The sequence below is a fragment of the Pseudomonas folii genome (assembly GCF_014357575.1).
Taxonomy (GTDB): Bacteria; Pseudomonadota; Gammaproteobacteria; order Pseudomonadales; family Pseudomonadaceae; genus Aquipseudomonas; species Aquipseudomonas folii.
On sequence record NZ_JACONW010000064.1, the window covers coordinates 1 to 17,414 of the forward strand.

Consider the following 17,414-nt stretch of genomic DNA (forward strand, 5'->3'; position numbering starts at 1 on the left):
CCTACAGGCGCAAAAGCGAAAACCCTGCAGATGTCCCCCGAGTCGAGCACCCACCTTATGAGCTGGCAAGCCCACGTCACTGTCGCCACGATCGTCGAAGATCAAGGCAAATTCCTTTTCGTAGAAGAACTCAAAGGCGGCAAAGCCGTACTCAACCAACCTGCCGGGCATCTTGATCCAAACGAATCCCTGCAACGCGCCGCCGTGCGTGAAACCCTCGAAGAAACCGGCTGGGACGTTGAGCTGACGAGTGTCATCGGCATTTATCTCTACACAGCACCGAGCAATGGCGTGACGTATCAGCGCATCTGCTTCGCCGCCAAAGCCCTGCGCCACCATGCCGACTATCAACTGGATGACGGGATTATCGGCCCGGTGTGGCTCACTCGTGATGAACTCGTGGCTCAACAGGACCGCTGGCGCAGCGAACTGGTGCTGCGTTGTGTGGATGATTACCTGAACGGTGAACACTTCAGTCTCGACCTGCTACGCGACAAGGCGTGAGACTCCCGCGGCCGGGCCTGTTAGAATCGCGTCCTTTTCGAAGCTACCCATTGAATTCCTATGCCTGATTCAACCCTTTCCGATACTGCACAGAAGCGCGTCATCGTCGGCATGTCCGGCGGCGTGGACTCTTCGGTTTCTGCCGTTCTGCTCATGGAGCAGGGCTATCAGGTGGAAGGCCTGTTCATGAAGAACTGGGAAGAAGACGATGGAACGGAATACTGCACCGCCCGTGAAGACCTGGCCGACGCCCAGGCCGTGTGCGACAAGATCGGTATCAAACTGCATACCGCCAACTTCGCCGCTGAATACTGGGACAACGTGTTCGAGCACTTCCTGGCTGAATACAAGGCCGGTCGCACGCCGAACCCGGACATCCTCTGTAACCGCGAAATCAAGTTCAAGGCGTTTCTCGACTACGCCCTGATGCTCGGCGCCGACCTGATTGCCACCGGTCACTATGTGCGCCGCCGGGATATCGACGGACGTACAGAGTTGCTCAAGGGCCTGGACCCGAACAAAGACCAGAGCTACTTCCTGCACGCGGTCGGTGGCGATCAGATCGCCCGGACGCTGTTCCCGGTTGGCGAACTGGAAAAGCCCGAAGTAAGGGCGATTGCCGAGAAGCACGGTCTGGCGACCGCCAAGAAAAAAGATTCCACGGGTATCTGCTTCATTGGCGAGCGCCGTTTTACCGATTTCCTGCGCCAGTATCTGCCCGCTCAGCCCGGCGAGATCAAGACCACCGAAGGTGAAGTCATCGGTCGCCACAGCGGCTTGATGTACCACACCATCGGCCAGCGCCAGGGCTTGGGCATTGGTGGTCTGAAAGACGCCAGCGATGATCCGTGGTACGTGCTGGTCAAGGACCTTGAGAACAACGAACTGATCGTGGGTCAGGGCAACGACCATCCCTGGCTGTTCTCCCGGGCTCTGGTGGCTTCGCAGATCTATTGGGTCAACCCGATAGATCTGAGCAGCCCGCGCCGTCTGACCGCCAAAGTGCGCTATCGCCAGGGTGATCAACAGTGCACGCTGGAACAGACCGCCGACGGCTATCGCGCCACCTTCGACGAACCGCAACGCGCCGTCACACCCGGCCAGTCCGTGGTGTTTTATGACGGCGAAATCTGCCTGGGCGGCGGCGTGATTGAAATCGCCGAAGCCTGGCACAGCAAGGACAAGCGTTGATGACCCCGATTCAGGAGCAATTGGTCGCACTGGCTGGCGTATTTCAGGCCGCCGTACTGGTAGACCGGATCGCCAAGACCGGTCAGAGCAGCGAAGCAGTACTGGGCTGTATGCTCGGCAGCCTGCTGGTGCAGGACCCCAAAGACACGCTGGACGTTTACGGTGGCGACGATTTGAACCTGCGCGAAGGCTACCGCGCCCTGGCCAGCGCGCTGGAACGCGATCCATCGACGCTGCAGCGCGAGCCGCTGCGCTACGCCCTGTCGATGCTGGGTCTGGAACGACAACTGGCCAAGCGCGACGACATGCTGGAAACCGTGGGCAACCGCCTGCCGCAAATCCAGTCCCAGGTTGAACACTTCGGGATCGCCCACGAAAACGTGATCGCAGCCTGTGGCGCGCTGTATCAGGACACCCTGAGCACCCTGCGCCAACGCATTCAGGTGCATGGCGACATGCGTAACCTGCAACAGCCGAGCAACGCCTCGAAAATCCGCGCCCTGCTGTTGGCCGGTATTCGCTCTGCTCGCCTGTGGCGACAAAATGGCGGCCATCGCTGGCAGTTGGTCGTAAGCCGTCGCAAGTTATTGAAAGAACTGTATCCATTGATGCATGGCTGATTTGCCAGGCATTTGCAGACACCGCTGACAAACACCGCGTGACATACGCTGGTCAGGCCGACCCGATCCGGCCAGGTTTTCATGTATGATACGCGCCCCTTTTCGTTGCCTGACTGTCCGAGAGCACCCTATGCAGCTTTCTTCGCTCACTGCGGTTTCCCCTGTTGACGGCCGCTACGCCGGTAAAACCGAGGCCTTGCGCCCAATTTTCAGCGAATACGGCCTGATCCGTTTCCGCGTCATGGTTGAAGTACGCTGGCTCCAGCGTCTGGCCGCACACCCTGAAATCACTGAAGTACCAGCGTTTTCAGCCGAAGCCAACGCCATCCTCAACACGCTGGCGGAAGACTTCTCGATCACTCACGCCGAGCGCGTGAAGGAAATCGAGCGCACCACCAACCACGACGTCAAGGCCGTGGAGTACCTGCTCAAGGAACAAGCTGCCAAGCTGCCTGAGCTGGACAAGGTCAGCGAGTTCATCCACTTCGCCTGCACCAGCGAGGACATCAACAACCTGTCCCACGCCCTGATGCTGCGTGAAGGCCGCGACAACGTGATGCTGCCATTGATGCGCAAGATCGCTGATTCGATCCGCGAACTGGCCATCCGCTTCGCTGACGTTCCGATGTTGTCGCGCACCCACGGTCAACCAGCCTCCCCGACTACTCTGGGTAAAGAACTGGCGAACGTCGTTTATCGTCTGGAGCGCCAGATCGCCCAGATCGCTGCGGTGCCACTGCTGGGCAAGATCAACGGTGCAGTCGGCAACTACAACGCACACATCTCGGCCTACCCGTCCATTGACTGGGAAGCCAACGCTCGCGCTTTCATCGAAGATGAGCTGGGTCTGGGTTTCAACCCTTACACCACGCAGATCGAGCCGCACGACTACATCGCCGAGCTGTTCGACGCTATTGCGCGCTTCAACACCATCCTGATCGACTTCGACCGAGATATCTGGGGCTACATCTCCCTGGGCTATTTCAAACAGCGCACTATTGCTGGCGAAATCGGTTCGTCGACCATGCCGCACAAGGTCAACCCGATCGACTTCGAAAACTCCGAAGGCAACCTGGGTATCGCCAACGCACTGTTCCAGCACCTGGCGAGCAAACTGCCAATCTCTCGCTGGCAGCGCGACCTGACCGACTCCACCGTGCTGCGTAACCTGGGCGTTGGCTTTGCTCATAGCGTTATCGCTTACGAAGCCACCCTCAAGGGCATCAGCAAGCTGGAGCTCAACGAGCAGAAAATCGCCGCAGATCTGGACGCTTGCTGGGAAGTCCTGGCTGAGCCGATCCAGACCGTCATGCGTCGCTACAACATCGAAAACCCCTACGAGAAGCTGAAAGAACTGACACGCGGCAAGGGCATCAGCCCTGAAGCACTGCAGACTTTCATCGACACTCTCGATATGCCTGCCGAAGCCAAGGCCGAGTTGAACAAACTCACCCCGGCCAATTACATCGGCAACGCGGTGGCTCAAGCCAAGCGCATCTGACCCGCGTTACAACATTGCACACGCCCGGCAGTGCCGGGCGTTTTTATTGCAGTCTCGAAAAGACAAACTTTCAATAGGTTACACATGAATCCTGATATTCCTCTTCAACTTCTGGGCGGCATCAGCGCGAGCGTTTTCCTGCGTGACTACTGGCAGAAAAAGCCACTCCTGATCCGTCAGGCCCTGCCGGACTTTCAGAGCCCGATCGATCCTGACGAGCTGGCTGGCCTGGCCCTGGAAGAAGAAGTCGAATCGCGACTGGTCATCGAAAATGGCGAGCGCCCATGGGAACTGCGTCGCGGTCCGTTCGCGGAAGACGAGTTCAGCAAGCTGCCGGAAAAGGACTGGACCCTGCTGGTTCAAGCCGTTGACCAGTTCGTCCCTGAAGTCGGCGAGCTGCTGGAAAACTTCCGTTTCCTGCCGAGCTGGCGCATCGATGACGTGATGGTGAGCTATGCCGCTCCAGGTGGCGGTGTCGGCCCGCATTTCGACAACTACGACGTGTTCCTGCTGCAAGGTCACGGCAAGCGCCACTGGCAGATCGGCCAGATGTGCGACTCCGACAGCCCGCTGCTGCAACACGCCGACCTGCGCATCCTCTCTGACTTTCAGATGACCGAAGAGTGGACGCTGGAACCCGGCGACATGCTCTATCTGCCGCCACGCCTAGCCCACTGTGGCGTCGCCGTCGATGACTGCCTGACGTACTCGGTCGGCTTCCGCGCCCCGAGCGCTGCCGAAGTGCTGACCCACTTCACCGACTTCCTCAGCCAGTTCACGCCTGATGAAGAGCGCTACACGGATGCAGACGCCCAGCCGGCCAATGATCCCCATCAGATCCAGCATGACGCCCTCGACCGCCTGAAAGCCTTGCTGGCCGAACACATGGGGGACGAGCGCCTGCTGCTGACGTGGTTCGGCCAGTTCATGACCGAGCCGCGCTATCCGGAACTGGTAACAGGCCCGGAACTGGAGGAAGAAGACCTGCTGAGCAGCCTGGAACAGGGCGCAGTTCTCATTCGCAACCCAAGCGCACGTCTGGCATGGTCCGAAGTGGATGACGACCTGCTACTGTTCGCCAGTGGCCAGAGCCGCCTGCTGCCTGGCAGCCTGCGTGAACTGTTGAAAATGATCTGCGCTGCAGATGCCCTGCACAGTGACAACCTCGGCCAATGGTTGGCCGATGAAGAAGGACGCAACCTGCTCTGTGAGCTGGTAAAACAAGGAAGCCTGGGGTTTGCCGATGAATAGAACTAACGTGCGTGTCGCCGACTGGCAGAAAGACAACGCTGACATCCGCCGTGTACGCGATGCTGTGTTTGTTGCCGAGCAGTCGGTGCCGCCAGAGCTGGAATGGGACGCTGAAGACATTGACGCCATTCACTTCCTGGCGCTGGAGGGCGACTTTGCCATTGGCACAGCCCGCCTGCTGCCTGATGGTGAAATAGGTCGGCTCTCAGTTCTCAAGGACTGGCGCGGGATGAAAGTCGGTGAAGCGCTGCTCAGCGCCGTCATCAACGAAGCCGAGCGCCGTGACCTTAGGCAGCAAAAACTCAGTGGTCAGGTACAAGCCGTGGAGTTTTACGAGCGCTTTGGCTTTACCGTCGTCAGCGAAGAGTTTCTGGAGGCAGGACTGCCTCACGTGAATATGACCCGCCATTCAGGCTGAAAGACCTGACTTGACGCCCTGCCCGCCTGCGCCAGCTGTCTATGCTGGTACAGGTTGGCAGGGCGTTTTGCGTTGAGCGATTCAACTTGCGCGTCCGCAGGCCGACAAACTGGCAAACTCAGCTCTTTTAGACGTTCCAGGAGATCGGCTCTATGTTCCTGCGCACCCTGTTCACCTCGCTGCTACTGATATGTAGTGTCGGCGCCATGGCCGCTACCGAAGTGGTTCCCCTCAATTACCGGACCAGCGATGACCTGCTGCCGGTGGCCAAATCCTTTCTCGGGCCGGACGGTACGGTCAGCGCTTACAACAACCAATTGATCGTCAATGCCGAGCCACGCAAGATCGAAGAACTGCGCGCCCTGCTCTCGCAACTCGATACCGCCCCCAAGCGCCTGCTGATCAGCGTAGATACCAGCGACAGCGCCTCACGCAGCAGCAATGGCGTGAACCAGAGCCGCGTCATCAATTACGGCACTGCCAGCCGCGAGGGTGGCGTACAACAGGTGCAGGCCAGTGAAGGCGCACCGGCGCTGATACAAGTCGGCCAAAGCGTGCCGGTCACCACCACCCGCACTGACAACTACGGCTACGCCCAGAGCAACACCGAATACCGCAATGTGACCCAGGGCTTTTACGTCACAGCCAGCGTGACCGGAGACATCGTGCACCTGAACATCAGCACCAACCGGGATCGCGTCAGCCAGGAACGGCCCGATGCCTTCAAGGTGCAAAGTACCGACAGCCAGGTCAGCGGTCGCCTGGGCGAATGGATCACGCTGGCAGGCGTGAGTGATCAGTCAGTTGCTGACCGCCAAGGCAATACGCAGCAGTATTCAACCCAGGGTCGAGAGGACATGACATTGCGGGTAATGGTGCAAACCCTCGAGTGAACCAAGGCTCCAGCAAAATCGAGTACTAAAGGGCCTTTAACTGACTGACGGGTCGCGCCAGAGTCAAAATGTAGTGACAACAAAAAAGCACTACAAAACGTTTGACGGGTCATAAGCGGCGAGGCATGATTGCCTCGCTCCCGCTAATCAGAGGCCCTGAAAAGAGCCTTCGGGTCGCGCTCAAATCCTACGAGCCGATTCGTGTCTGTATCGCCCACAAGGCAGTTTGACGAGGTTGCGACTGGAACGAAGTTGTCCTGAGGGACGGAAGCGTATTACGGTCCATCGGCAAAGCTGCCAAGTGACGCAAGAGGCCCTTGAATGCCCGATTGCACGCCACAGCTACGCCTTGAACTCGCTCTTCCCGCCTCGAACGACCTCCTTTCACCGCCACCGCGCAAATCAGGCTCATAGCCAGACATCTGATCAGCGAGCAGCCATGCATGTGCCTTCGATATCCGGGGCGTTTTGGCGGAGCAGGACATTCCAACAAAACCTATGTGAAAGGGGTTTCGCTCATGGCACTGACACGCGAACAACAAATAGCAGCTCTCGAGAAAGACTGGGCTGAAAATCCGCGCTGGAAAAATGTGACCCGTACGTATTCCGCCGCTGACGTCGTCCGCCTGCGTGGCTCGGTTCAACCTGAACACACGTTCGCCAGGAATGGCGCGGAGAAGCTCTGGAATCTGGTCACTCAAGGTGCCAAGCCTTCCTTCCGTCCTGACAAGGACTTCGTTAACTGCATGGGCGCCCTTACCGGCGGTCAGGCGGTACAACAGGTCAAAGCGGGTATTCAGGCGATTTATCTGTCTGGCTGGCAGGTAGCCGCCGACAATAACTCGGCCGAATCGATGTATCCCGATCAATCGCTATACCCGGTGGACTCTGTACCGACCGTGGTCAAGCGCATCAATAATTCGTTCCGCCGTGCCGACCAGATTCAGTGGAAAGCCGGGAAAGGTCCGGGCGACGAAGGCTACATCGATTACTTCGCGCCCATCGTAGCCGACGCCGAGGCCGGTTTTGGCGGTGTACTCAACGCCTACGAACTGATGAAAAGCATGATCGAAGCAGGCGCAGCCGGGGTGCACTTCGAGGATCAACTGGCATCGGTCAAGAAATGCGGTCACATGGGGGGCAAGGTTCTGGTGCCCACCCAGGAAGCCGTACAAAAACTGGTGGCCGCACGCCTGGCGGCAGACGTTGCCGGTGTACCGACGATCATTCTGGCGCGTACCGACGCCAACGCTGCGGACCTGCTGACGTCTGACTGCGATCCGTATGACAAACCGTTCGTAACCGGCACCCGCACGCACGAAGGTTTCTACAAGGTCCGGGCCGGGCTTGATCAAGCCATCGCTCGCGGCCTGGCCTACGCGCCTTATGCCGACCTGATCTGGTGCGAAACCGCCAAGCCGGATCTGGATGAAGCCCGTCGTTTTGCCGAGGCGATCAAGAAGGAGTACCCGGATCAGTTGCTCTCGTACAACTGCTCACCGTCCTTCAACTGGAAGAAGAACCTGGACGACGCGACCATTGCCAAATTCCAGCGCGAACTGTCGGCCATGGGGTACAAGCATCAGTTCATCACCCTGGCGGGTATCCATAACATGTGGCACAGCATGTTCAACCTGGCGCACGACTACGCCCGTAACGACATGACGGCTTACGTGAAACTGCAGGAGCAGGAATTCGCCGATGCTGCCAAGGGGTACACCTTTGTGGCGCACCAGCAGGAAGTGGGCACCGGCTACTTCGATGACGTGACGACCGTGATTCAGGGTGGCGTGTCTTCGGTAACGGCGCTGACGGGCTCTACGGAGGAAGAGCAGTTTCACTGATATAGATAGCGCCTTGGTCTTATGTCTTTGATCTTGTAGGACCGGCTTCAGCCGGGAGGGCAGTATTCCAGCGAAGGAGATTTGGCGAATCTTCCGACGCCCTCCCGGCTAAAGCCGGTCCTACGGATTGCATAGAACTCTTGGGTGGTGCTTGCCTGCGGTAAGGTCGACGCAAAACTCCAGAAACTCCTCCAAAACTGCAACTACCCCAGAATTAACTCCATTAAAGCCGCCCAAGAACAAATGATACTTATTATCATTTAGAAAACTGTCCTTCTTCCGTAACTTTTTAGAACGAAACATAATTAGCTTAAACCCCGCCAACCCCCGCCCCGCCTGCTCCAAGCCCTCACCACAGGCCCGTAAGTGATTAATTGCACAAATTAATTTGATATAGAAAATTTACTTGCCCTGTTTTTGCACATAAAATCATCGAAATTGATTTCGCTGCGACATATCGTCGCTGCATATACTATTTTCAAGCTCAGAGACCATTGATCTCTGTCAAGGAATGCCAGCATGTCCGAATCGACAGGTTTGATTGCCCACAACTGGGGCTTCGCCATTTTCCTTTTGGGTGTAGTCGGCCTGTGCGCCTTCATGCTCGGTGTTTCCAGCCTCTTGGGTAGCAAAGCCTGGGGCCGCAGCAAAAACGAACCGTTTGAATCCGGCATGCTGCCTACCGGCAGTGCCCGCCTTCGCCTTTCGGCAAAATTCTATCTGGTCGCGATGCTCTTCGTGATCTTCGACATTGAAGCCCTATATCTCTTTGCCTGGTCTGTGTCCGTCCGCGAAAGCGGCTGGACCGGATTCGTCGAAGCACTCGTTTTCATAGCAATTCTGTTGGCAGGTCTTGTCTACCTATGGCGGGTTGGAGCGCTGGATTGGGCTCCTGAAGGTCGCCGTAATCGGCAAGCGAAGCTAAAACAATGAGGCTTTGGCGATGCAATACAATCTCACCAGGATCGACCCGGATGCTCCGAATGACGAGTATCCAATCGGCAAACGGGAAACTGTTTCCGACCCGCTAGAAGATCAAGTCCACAAAAACATCTACATGGGCAAGCTGGAAGACGTGCTGAGTGGTGCGGTCAACTGGGGACGTAAAAACTCCCTGTGGCCATACAACTTCGGCTTGTCGTGCTGCTATGTGGAAATGACAACCGCCTTCACGGCGCCCCACGACATCGCCCGCTTCGGCGCCGAGGTTATCCGGGCATCGCCGCGACAGGCGGACTTCATGGTTATTGCCGGTACTTGCTTCATCAAGATGGCGCCGATCATTCAGCGTCTCTACGAGCAAATGCTCGAACCTAAATGGGTTATTTCCATGGGTTCGTGTGCCAACTCCGGTGGTATGTACGACATTTATTCCGTGGTTCAGGGCGTGGACAAGTTCCTTCCTGTGGATGTCTATGTGCCCGGCTGCCCGCCCCGCCCCGAAGCGTTTCTGCAAGGCTTGATGCTGTTGCAGGAATCCATCGGCCAGGAGCGTCGCCCTCTTTCCTGGGTCGTCGGCGATCAAGGCGTGTACCGCGCCGAAATGCCGTCGCAAAAGGAACAGCGCCGCGAACAGCGAATTGCAGTGACCAATCTGCGCAGCCCCGACGAAGTCTGATCCAGAACTGTTCCCTTTAAAGAACGAATAGCTGGCTTCATTCTTTACGTTGACCGAAAGCGATAAAAAACCATGACTACAGGCAGTGCTCTGTACATCCCGCCTTACAAGGCAGACGACCAAGACGTCGTCGTAGAATTGAACAACCGTTTTGGCGCCGAGGCGTTCACCGCCCAATCGACCCGCACTGGCATGCCAGTGCTGTGGGTCGAGCGTGCGCGCCTGATCGAGGTGCTGACCTTCCTGCGTCAGCTGCCTAAACCTTACGTCATGCTGTACGACCTGCATGGTGTGGACGAACGTCTGCGCACCAAGCGCCACGGCTTGCCAGGTGCGGACTTCAGCGTCTTCTACCACTTGCTGTCGATCGAACGTAACAGCGACGTGATGATCAAGGTAGCGCTGTCCGAAAGTGACCTCAGCCTGCCGACCGTGACCAGCATCTGGCCCAACGCCAACTGGTACGAGCGTGAAGTCTGGGACATGTTCGGTATCGACTTCCCGGGTCACCCGCACCTGAGCCGCATCATGATGCCGCCAACCTGGGAGGGTCACCCGCTGCGCAAGGACTTCCCGGCGCGCGCTACCGAGTTCGATCCGTTCAGCCTGACCCTCGCCAAGCAGCAACTGGAAGAGGAAGCCGCGCGCTTCAATCCGGAAGACTGGGGCATGAAGCGTTCCGGGACGAACGAGGACTACATGTTCCTCAACCTGGGTCCGAACCACCCTTCGGCCCACGGTGCGTTCCGCATCATTCTACAACTGGACGGTGAGGAAATCGTCGATTGCGTTCCGGACATTGGCTACCACCACCGTGGTGCCGAGAAAATGGCCGAGCGTCAGTCGTGGCACAGCTTCATTCCGTACACCGACCGGATCGATTATCTGGGCGGCGTGATGAACAACCTGCCGTACGTGCTTTCGGTCGAGAAACTGGCTGGCATCAAGGTGCCCGAGAAGGTCGACACCATCCGCATCATGATGGCCGAGTTCTTCCGGATCACCAGCCACCTGTTGTTCCTGGGGACTTACATCCAGGACGTGGGTGCCATGACCCCGGTGTTTTTTACCTTTACCGACCGCCAGAAGGCCTACACCGTGATCGAAGCCATCACCGGCTTCCGTCTGCACCCGGCCTGGTATCGCATCGGCGGCGTTGCCCACGACCTGCCGCGCGGCTGGGAAAAACTGGTCAAGGACTTCGTTGACTGGTTGCCGAAGCGTCTCGACGAGTACACCAAAGCGGCGCTGCAAAACAGCATCCTGAAAGGTCGGACCATCGGTGTCGCTGCCTATAACACCAAAGAGGCCCTGGAATGGGGTGTCACCGGTGCAGGCCTGCGTTCCACCGGTTGCGATTTCGACCTGCGTAAGGCGCGTCCTTATTCCGGCTACGAGAACTTCGAGTTTGAAGTCCCGCTGGCAGCCAACGGCGATGCCTACGACCGCTGCATGGTTCGCGTCGAAGAGATGCGCCAGAGCATCAAGATCATCGACCAGTGCATGCGCAACATGCCGGAAGGCCCGTACAAGGCGGATCACCCGCTGACCACGCCGCCGCCGAAAGAACGCACGCTGCAGCACATCGAGACCTTGATCACGCACTTCCTGCAAGTTTCGTGGGGCCCGGTCATGCCGGCCAACGAATCCTTCCAGATGATTGAAGCGACCAAGGGCATCAACAGTTACTACCTGACGAGCGACGGCGGCACCATGAGCTACCGTACCCGGATCCGCACCCCAAGCTTCCCGCATCTGCAACAGATCCCTTCGGTGATCAAAGGCAGCATGGTCGCGGACTTGATCGCGTACCTGGGTAGTATCGATTTCGTTATGGCCGACGTGGACCGCTAAGCATGAGCATGAACAGCACGCTTATCCAGACAGACCGTTTCGCCCTGAGCGAAACAGAGCGCTCGGCCATCGAGCACGAGCTGCATCACTACGAGGACCCACGCGCGGCGTCCATCGAAGCCCTGAAGATCGTTCAGAAAGAACGCGGCTGGGTGCCGGACGGTGCGATCTACGCCATCGGCGAGCTGATTGGCATCCCTGCCAGCGACGTTGAAGGTGTAGCAACGTTCTACAGCCAGATCTTCCGTCAGCCGGTCGGCCGCCACATTATTCGCGTCTGCAACAGCATGGTCTGCTTCATCGCCGGTCACGAATCGGTCGTCGAAGAGATCCAGAATTCGCTGGGCATCGCTCCAGGCCAGACCACGGCCGACGGGCGTTTCACCCTGCTGCCGGTCTGCTGCCTGGGCAACTGCGACAAAGCCCCGGCCGTGATGGTCGACGATGACACCTTTGGCGATGTGCAACCCGGCACTGTGGCCAAGATGCTGGAGGGTTACCCATGACCATCACTTCCTTCGGCCCTGCCAACCGCATTGCGCGTACGGCAGAAACCCATCCGCTGACCTGGCGTCTGCGCGATGACGGCGAGCCGGTATGGCTTGACGAGTATCAGGCCAAAGACGGTTATGCGGCCGCGCGCAAGGCGCTCACCCAGCAATCGCCTGACGACATCGTCCAGTCCGTGAAAGATTCCGGCCTTAAAGGGCGTGGCGGTGCAGGCTTCCCCACGGGTGTGAAGTGGGGCCTGATGCCCAAAGACGAATCCATGAACATCCGCTACCTGCTATGCAACGCGGATGAAATGGAGCCCAACACCTGGAAAGACCGGATGCTGATGGAGCAGCTGCCACACCTGTTGGTGGAAGGCATGCTGATCAGTGCTCGTGCACTGAAAGCCTACCGCGGTTACATCTTCCTGCGCGGCGAGTACGTCACGGCGGCCAAGCACCTTAACCGTGCCGTGGCAGAAGCCAAGGCAGCCGGTCTGCTGGGCAAGAACATTCTGGGCACCGGCTTTGATTTCGAGCTGTTCGTACACACCGGTGCCGGGCGTTATATCTGCGGTGAAGAAACCGCGCTGATCAACTCCCTGGAAGGCCGTCGCGCCAACCCGCGCTCCAAGCCGCCTTTCCCTGCCGCTGTAGGCGTATGGGGCAAGCCGACGTGCGTGAACAACGTCGAGACGCTGTGCAACGTACCGGCCATCGTTGGCAACGGTAACGACTGGTACAAATCCATCGCCCGCGAAGGCAGCGAAGACCACGGCACCAAGCTGATGGGTTTCTCCGGCAAGGTGAAAAACCCTGGCCTGTGGGAACTGCCCTTCGGCGTGCAGGCCCGTGAGTTGTTCGAAGACTACGCAGGCGGCATGCGTGACGGCTACAAGCTCAAGTGCTGGCAGCCAGGCGGTGCCGGTACAGGCTTCCTGCTGCCGGAACACCTCGAAGCGCAAATGTATGCCGGCGGCATCGCCAAGGTCGGCACACGGATGGGTACCGGGCTGGCCATGGCCGTTGACGACAAGGTCAACATGGTCTCGCTGCTGCGCAACATGGAAGAGTTCTTCGCTCAGGAATCCTGCGGTTTCTGCACCCCCTGCCGTGACGGTTTGCCATGGAGCGTGAAGATTCTGCGCGCCCTGGAAAAAGGCCATGGTCAGGCGGGAGATATCGAAACCCTGCTGGGACTCGTGGGCTTCCTTGGCCCGGGCAAAACCTTTTGTGCTCACGCGCCGGGTGCCGTGGAGCCGTTGGGCAGTGCGATCAAATATTTCCGCCCGGAGTTCGAGGCCGGTATCGCGCCCACCAGCGCAGCCGTTCCCCCTCTGGCAAGACCGATCATCGTCGGCGCGTAACCGTTTGCAAGGCCGGGGTACATCCCCCGGTTCATCGCACGATGACGCCGTAAAGGCTGTTTAGAGTCGTGCGAATAACAAGATTCCATTAGCCACGCCCGCTGACACCGGGCCAACGAAGACCTTTGAACCATGGCCACTATCCACGTAGACGGCAAAGCGCTCGAAGTCGATGGGGCAGACAACCTGTTACAGGCATGTCTGTCGCTAGGCCTCGACATCCCGTATTTCTGCTGGCACCCAGCCCTTGGCAGCGTTGGCGCCTGTCGCCAATGTGCGGTCAAGCAGTACACCGACGAGAACGACACCCGTGGTCGTATCGTCATGTCCTGCATGACTCCAGCCACCGATAACACCTGGATTTCCATCGAAGATGAAGAATCCAAGGCCTTCCGGGCCAGTGTCGTCGAATGGTTGATGACCAACCACCCCCACGACTGCCCGGTCTGTGAGGAAGGCGGTCACTGCCACCTGCAAGACATGACGGTGATGACCGGCCACAACGAGCGCCGTTATCGCTTCACCAAACGGACTCACCAGAATCAGGAACTCGGCCCGTTCATCGCTCACGAGATGAACCGCTGCATCGCCTGCTACCGCTGCGTGCGTTTCTATAAAGACTACGCGGGCGGCACCGACCTCGGCGTTTTCGGCGCCCACGACAACGTGTACTTCGGTCGCGTTGAAGACGGCGTTCTGGAAAGCGAGTTCTCCGGCAACCTCACCGAGGTCTGCCCGACCGGTGTGTTCACCGACAAGACTCACTCCGAGCGCTACAACCGTAAGTGGGACATGCAGTTCTCGCCGAGCATCTGCCATGGCTGCTCCAGCGGTTGCAACATCAGCCCGGGCGAGCGTTACGGTGAAATTCGCCGCATCGAGAACCGCTACAACGGTTCGGTGAACCAGTATTTCCTGTGTGACCGTGGCCGCTTCGGTTATGGCTACACCAACCGCGAAGACCGTCCGCGTCAACCGCATCTGGCCGATGGCAGCAAACTGAGCCTGGATCAGGCGCTGGACAAAGCGGCGGACTTGCTGCGCGGTCGCAATATCGTCGGCATCGGTTCGCCACGCGCCAGCCTGGAAAGCAACTACGCGTTGCGCGAGCTGGTCGGCGCAGAACACTTCTATTCGGGTATCGAAGCCTCCGAGCTGGAGCGCATCCGTCTGGTGGCCCAGGTGTTGAAAGACAGCCCGCTGCCAATCCCGACCCTGCGTGACATCGAAGACCACGATGCGATTTTTGTCCTTGGCGAAGACCTGACCCAGACCGCTGCTCGTCTTGCGCTGGGCCTGCGTCAAGCCGTGAAAGGCAAGGCCGAAGACATGGCCGCCGCCATGAAAGTCCAGCCATGGCTCGACGCGGCAGTGAAGAACATAGGTCAGCACGAGCTGAACCCGCTGTTCATCGCCAGCCTTGCCGAGACCAGGCTCGATGACGTTGCCGAAGAATGCGTACACGCAGCACCAGACGACCTGGCGCGTATCGGTTTTGCCGTTGCTCATGCGCTGGATGCCAGTGCGCCAGCCGTTGAAGGCCTTGAAACTGAAGCCCTTGAACTGGCACAGCGTATTGCCGATGCCCTGCTGGCCGCCAAGCGCCCACTGATCATCGCCGGTACTTCGCTGGGTTCCAAAGCCCTGATCGAAGCCGCGGCCAACATTGCCAAAGCGCTGAAGCTGCGCGACAAGGCAGGCTCCATCAGTCTGATCGTGCCGGAAGCCAACAGCCTGGGCCTGGCCCTGCTGGGTGGCGAGTCTGTCGATGCCGCGCTACAAGCCGTGATCGACGGCAAGGCCGACGCCATTGTTGTGCTGGAAAACGATCTATACACCCGGACTGACGCCGCCAAGGTCGATGCAGCCCTGAGCGCGGCGAAAGTCGTGATCGTGGCTGATCATCAGAAAACCCCGACCGGTGACCGTGCTCACTTGGTACTGCCTGCTGCCAGCTTTGCTGAAGGCGACGGTACTCTGGTCAGCCAGGAAGGCCGTGCTCAGCGCTTCTTCCAGGTATTCGACCCGACTTATCTGGATGCCAGCATCCTGGTTCACGAAGGCTGGCGCTGGCTGCATGCCCTGCGTGCGACCCTGCTGAACAAGCCGGTGGACTGGACGTTGCTCGACCACGTGACGGCTGCCTGCGCGGCAAGCACTCCGCAATTGGCCGCCATCGTCAACGCCGCGCCGTCGGCTGCGTTCCGTATCAAAGGCTTGAAGCTGGCTCGCGAACCACTGCGCTACAGCGGCCGTACAGCCATGCGCGCCAACATCAGCGTGCATGAACCGCGTACCTCCCAAGACAACGACACCGCGTTCTCCTTCTCTATGGAAGGTTATTCGGGCTCGGTTGAACCACGTCAACAAGTGCCTTTCGCCTGGTCTCCGGGCTGGAACTCGCCACAAGCGTGGAACAAGTTCCAGGATGAAGTGGGCGGTCACTTGCGTGCCGGTGATCCTGGTACCCGTCTGATCGAAACCCAGGGCGATAACCTGAGCTGGTTCACCAGCGCACCTCGCGCCTTCTCCCCGGCTCAAGGGACCTGGCAAGTGGTGCCGTTCTATCATCTGTTCGGCAGCGAAGAAAATTCTTCGAAAGCCGCGCCGGTTCAGGAACGCATTCCTGCCCCTTATGTTGCTCTGGCCAAATCGGAAGCCGATCGCCTGGGCGTCAACGAAGGTGCCTTGCTGTCGTTGAACGTTGCTGGTCAGACCCTGCGTCTGCCGCTGCGTATCAACGAAGAGCTGGGTGCAGGCCTGGTCGCGTTGCCAGCCGGTCTGGCCGGTATCCCGCCCGCGATTTTCGGCAAATCCGTTGACGGTCTGCAGGAGGCAGCGCAATGAGTTGGTTCACCCCTGATGTGATCGACGCAATCATTGCTGTCGTCAAGGCCATCGTTGTGCTGCTGGCTGTTGTGGTTTGCGGTGCACTGCTGAGCTTTGTGGAACGTCGTCTGCTGGGCTGGTGGCAGGACCGTTACGGTCCGAACCGCGTTGGCCCGTTCGGCATGTTCCAGATTGCTGCCGACATGCTGAAAATGTTCTTCAAGGAAGACTGGACTCCGCCGTTTGCCGACAAGGTGATCTTCACCCTGGCCCCGGTGGTTGCCATGAGCGCCCTGCTGATCGCGTTCTCGATTATCCCGATTACCCCAAGCTGGGGCGTGGCGGATCTGAACATCGGTCTGCTGTTCTTCTTCGCAATGGCCGGTCTTTCGGTGTACGCGGTGTTGTTCGCCGGTTGGTCGAGTAACAACAAGTTCGCCCTGCTCGGTGCTCTGCGTGCCTCGGCACAAACCGTGTCCTATGAAGTGTTCATGGGTCTGGCGTTGATGGGCATCGTGGTTCAGGTTGGCTCGTTCAACATGCGCGACATCGTTGAATATCAGGCACAGAACCTGTGGTTCATCATTCCGCAGTTCTTCGGCTTCTGTACCTTCTTCATTGCTGGCGTCGCCGTGACTCACCGTCACCCGTTCGACCAGCCGGAAGCGGAGCAGGAACTGGCTGACGGCTACCACATTGAATATGCAGGCATGAAGTGGGGCATGTTCTTCGTTGGCGAATACATCGGCATCATTCTGATCTCGGCACTGCTGGTGACGCTGTTCTTCGGTGGCTGGCACGGTCCGTTCGATATCCTGCCTTCGCTGTCGTTCTTCTGGTTCGCCATCAAGACTGCATTCTTCATCATGCTGTTCATCCTGCTGCGTGCATCCATCCCGCGGCCACGCTATGACCAGGTCATGGATTTCAGCTGGAAATTCTGTCTGCCGCTGACCCTGATCAATTTGCTGGTGACTGCTGCGGTTGTGCTGTTGAACACACCAGCCGGCTCGGTTCAGTGAGGATTTGACCC

Annotated in this window: 15 protein-coding genes; all 15 read left to right on the top strand. The window is 58.6% G+C overall.

Annotated elements, in window-relative coordinates:
• Nucleotides 1-57 precede the first annotated feature (57 nt).
• The 15 genes from H8S59_RS14545 (at nt 58) to nuoH (ending at nt 17,403) form a co-directional block, all read left to right on the top strand.
• Nucleotides 58-504 carry an NUDIX hydrolase gene (locus H8S59_RS14545; RefSeq protein ID WP_187521864.1) on the top strand — a complete coding sequence of 149 codons (447 nt, stop codon included), beginning with the start codon at nt 58-60 and terminating at the stop codon, nt 502-504.
• A gap of 60 nt (nt 505-564) precedes the next feature.
• The gene (mnmA, locus tag H8S59_RS14550; RefSeq protein ID WP_095097498.1) at nt 565-1,695 is read left to right on the top strand and encodes a tRNA 2-thiouridine(34) synthase MnmA; all 1,131 of its coding nucleotides are present in this window, start codon (nt 565-567) and stop codon (nt 1,693-1,695) included.
• Nucleotides 1,695-2,315: a high frequency lysogenization protein HflD gene (gene hflD / locus H8S59_RS14555; RefSeq protein WP_087265256.1), complete on the top strand. Its 621-nt coding sequence runs from the start codon at nt 1,695-1,697 to the stop codon at nt 2,313-2,315. Before mnmA ends, hflD begins: the two co-directional genes overlap by 1 nt.
• A gap of 130 nt (nt 2,316-2,445) precedes the next feature.
• Nucleotides 2,446-3,816 carry an adenylosuccinate lyase gene (purB, locus tag H8S59_RS14560; RefSeq protein ID WP_027899403.1) on the top strand — a complete coding sequence of 457 codons (1,371 nt, stop codon included), beginning with the start codon at nt 2,446-2,448 and terminating at the stop codon, nt 3,814-3,816.
• An 84-nt stretch (nt 3,817-3,900) separates the two neighbouring features.
• Nucleotides 3,901-5,067, top strand: a complete 1,167-nt coding sequence (locus tag H8S59_RS14565) for a ribosomal protein uL16 3-hydroxylase (RefSeq protein WP_187521865.1) — start codon at nt 3,901-3,903, stop codon at nt 5,065-5,067.
• Nucleotides 5,060-5,485 carry a GNAT family N-acetyltransferase gene (locus tag H8S59_RS14570; protein ID WP_095097507.1) on the top strand — a complete coding sequence of 142 codons (426 nt, stop codon included), beginning with the start codon at nt 5,060-5,062 and terminating at the stop codon, nt 5,483-5,485. The genes H8S59_RS14565 and H8S59_RS14570 overlap by 8 nt, the downstream gene beginning before the upstream one ends.
• Nucleotides 5,486-5,637: 152 nt before the next feature.
• A complete protein-coding gene (locus H8S59_RS14575; protein ID WP_095097510.1) occupies nt 5,638-6,378 on the top strand; it encodes a secretin N-terminal domain-containing protein in 741 nt (246 codons plus the stop codon).
• A gap of 518 nt (nt 6,379-6,896) precedes the next feature.
• Nucleotides 6,897-8,222 carry an isocitrate lyase gene (aceA, locus tag H8S59_RS14580; RefSeq protein WP_027899399.1) on the top strand — a complete coding sequence of 442 codons (1,326 nt, stop codon included), beginning with the start codon at nt 6,897-6,899 and terminating at the stop codon, nt 8,220-8,222.
• A gap of 519 nt (nt 8,223-8,741) precedes the next feature.
• Nucleotides 8,742-9,155: an NADH-quinone oxidoreductase subunit A gene (locus H8S59_RS14585; protein ID WP_027899398.1), complete on the top strand. Its 414-nt coding sequence runs from the start codon at nt 8,742-8,744 to the stop codon at nt 9,153-9,155.
• A gap of 10 nt (nt 9,156-9,165) precedes the next feature.
• On the top strand, nt 9,166-9,840 hold the full coding sequence (locus tag H8S59_RS14590) for a NuoB/complex I 20 kDa subunit family protein (protein WP_027899397.1): 675 nt from the start codon (nt 9,166-9,168) through the stop codon (nt 9,838-9,840).
• A 72-nt stretch (nt 9,841-9,912) separates the two neighbouring features.
• The gene (gene nuoC, locus H8S59_RS14595) at nt 9,913-11,694 is read left to right on the top strand and encodes an NADH-quinone oxidoreductase subunit C/D (protein WP_187521866.1); all 1,782 of its coding nucleotides are present in this window, start codon (nt 9,913-9,915) and stop codon (nt 11,692-11,694) included.
• Nucleotides 11,695-11,702: 8 nt separating this feature from the next.
• Nucleotides 11,703-12,200, top strand: coding sequence for an NADH-quinone oxidoreductase subunit NuoE (gene nuoE, locus H8S59_RS14600; RefSeq protein WP_027899395.1), 498 nt, complete (start codon nt 11,703-11,705; stop codon nt 12,198-12,200).
• Nucleotides 12,197-13,552, top strand: coding sequence for an NADH-quinone oxidoreductase subunit NuoF (gene nuoF, locus H8S59_RS14605; RefSeq protein ID WP_095097519.1), 1,356 nt, complete (start codon nt 12,197-12,199; stop codon nt 13,550-13,552). The genes nuoE and nuoF overlap by 4 nt, the downstream gene beginning before the upstream one ends.
• A 132-nt stretch (nt 13,553-13,684) precedes the next feature.
• Entirely contained in the window at nt 13,685-16,399 is a 2,715-nt protein-coding gene (gene nuoG, locus H8S59_RS14610) for an NADH-quinone oxidoreductase subunit NuoG (RefSeq protein ID WP_187521867.1), read from the top strand.
• Nucleotides 16,396-17,403, top strand: a complete 1,008-nt coding sequence (gene nuoH / locus H8S59_RS14615; protein ID WP_095097525.1) for an NADH-quinone oxidoreductase subunit NuoH — start codon at nt 16,396-16,398, stop codon at nt 17,401-17,403. Before nuoG ends, nuoH begins: the two co-directional genes overlap by 4 nt.
• Nucleotides 17,404-17,414 lie beyond the last annotated feature (11 nt).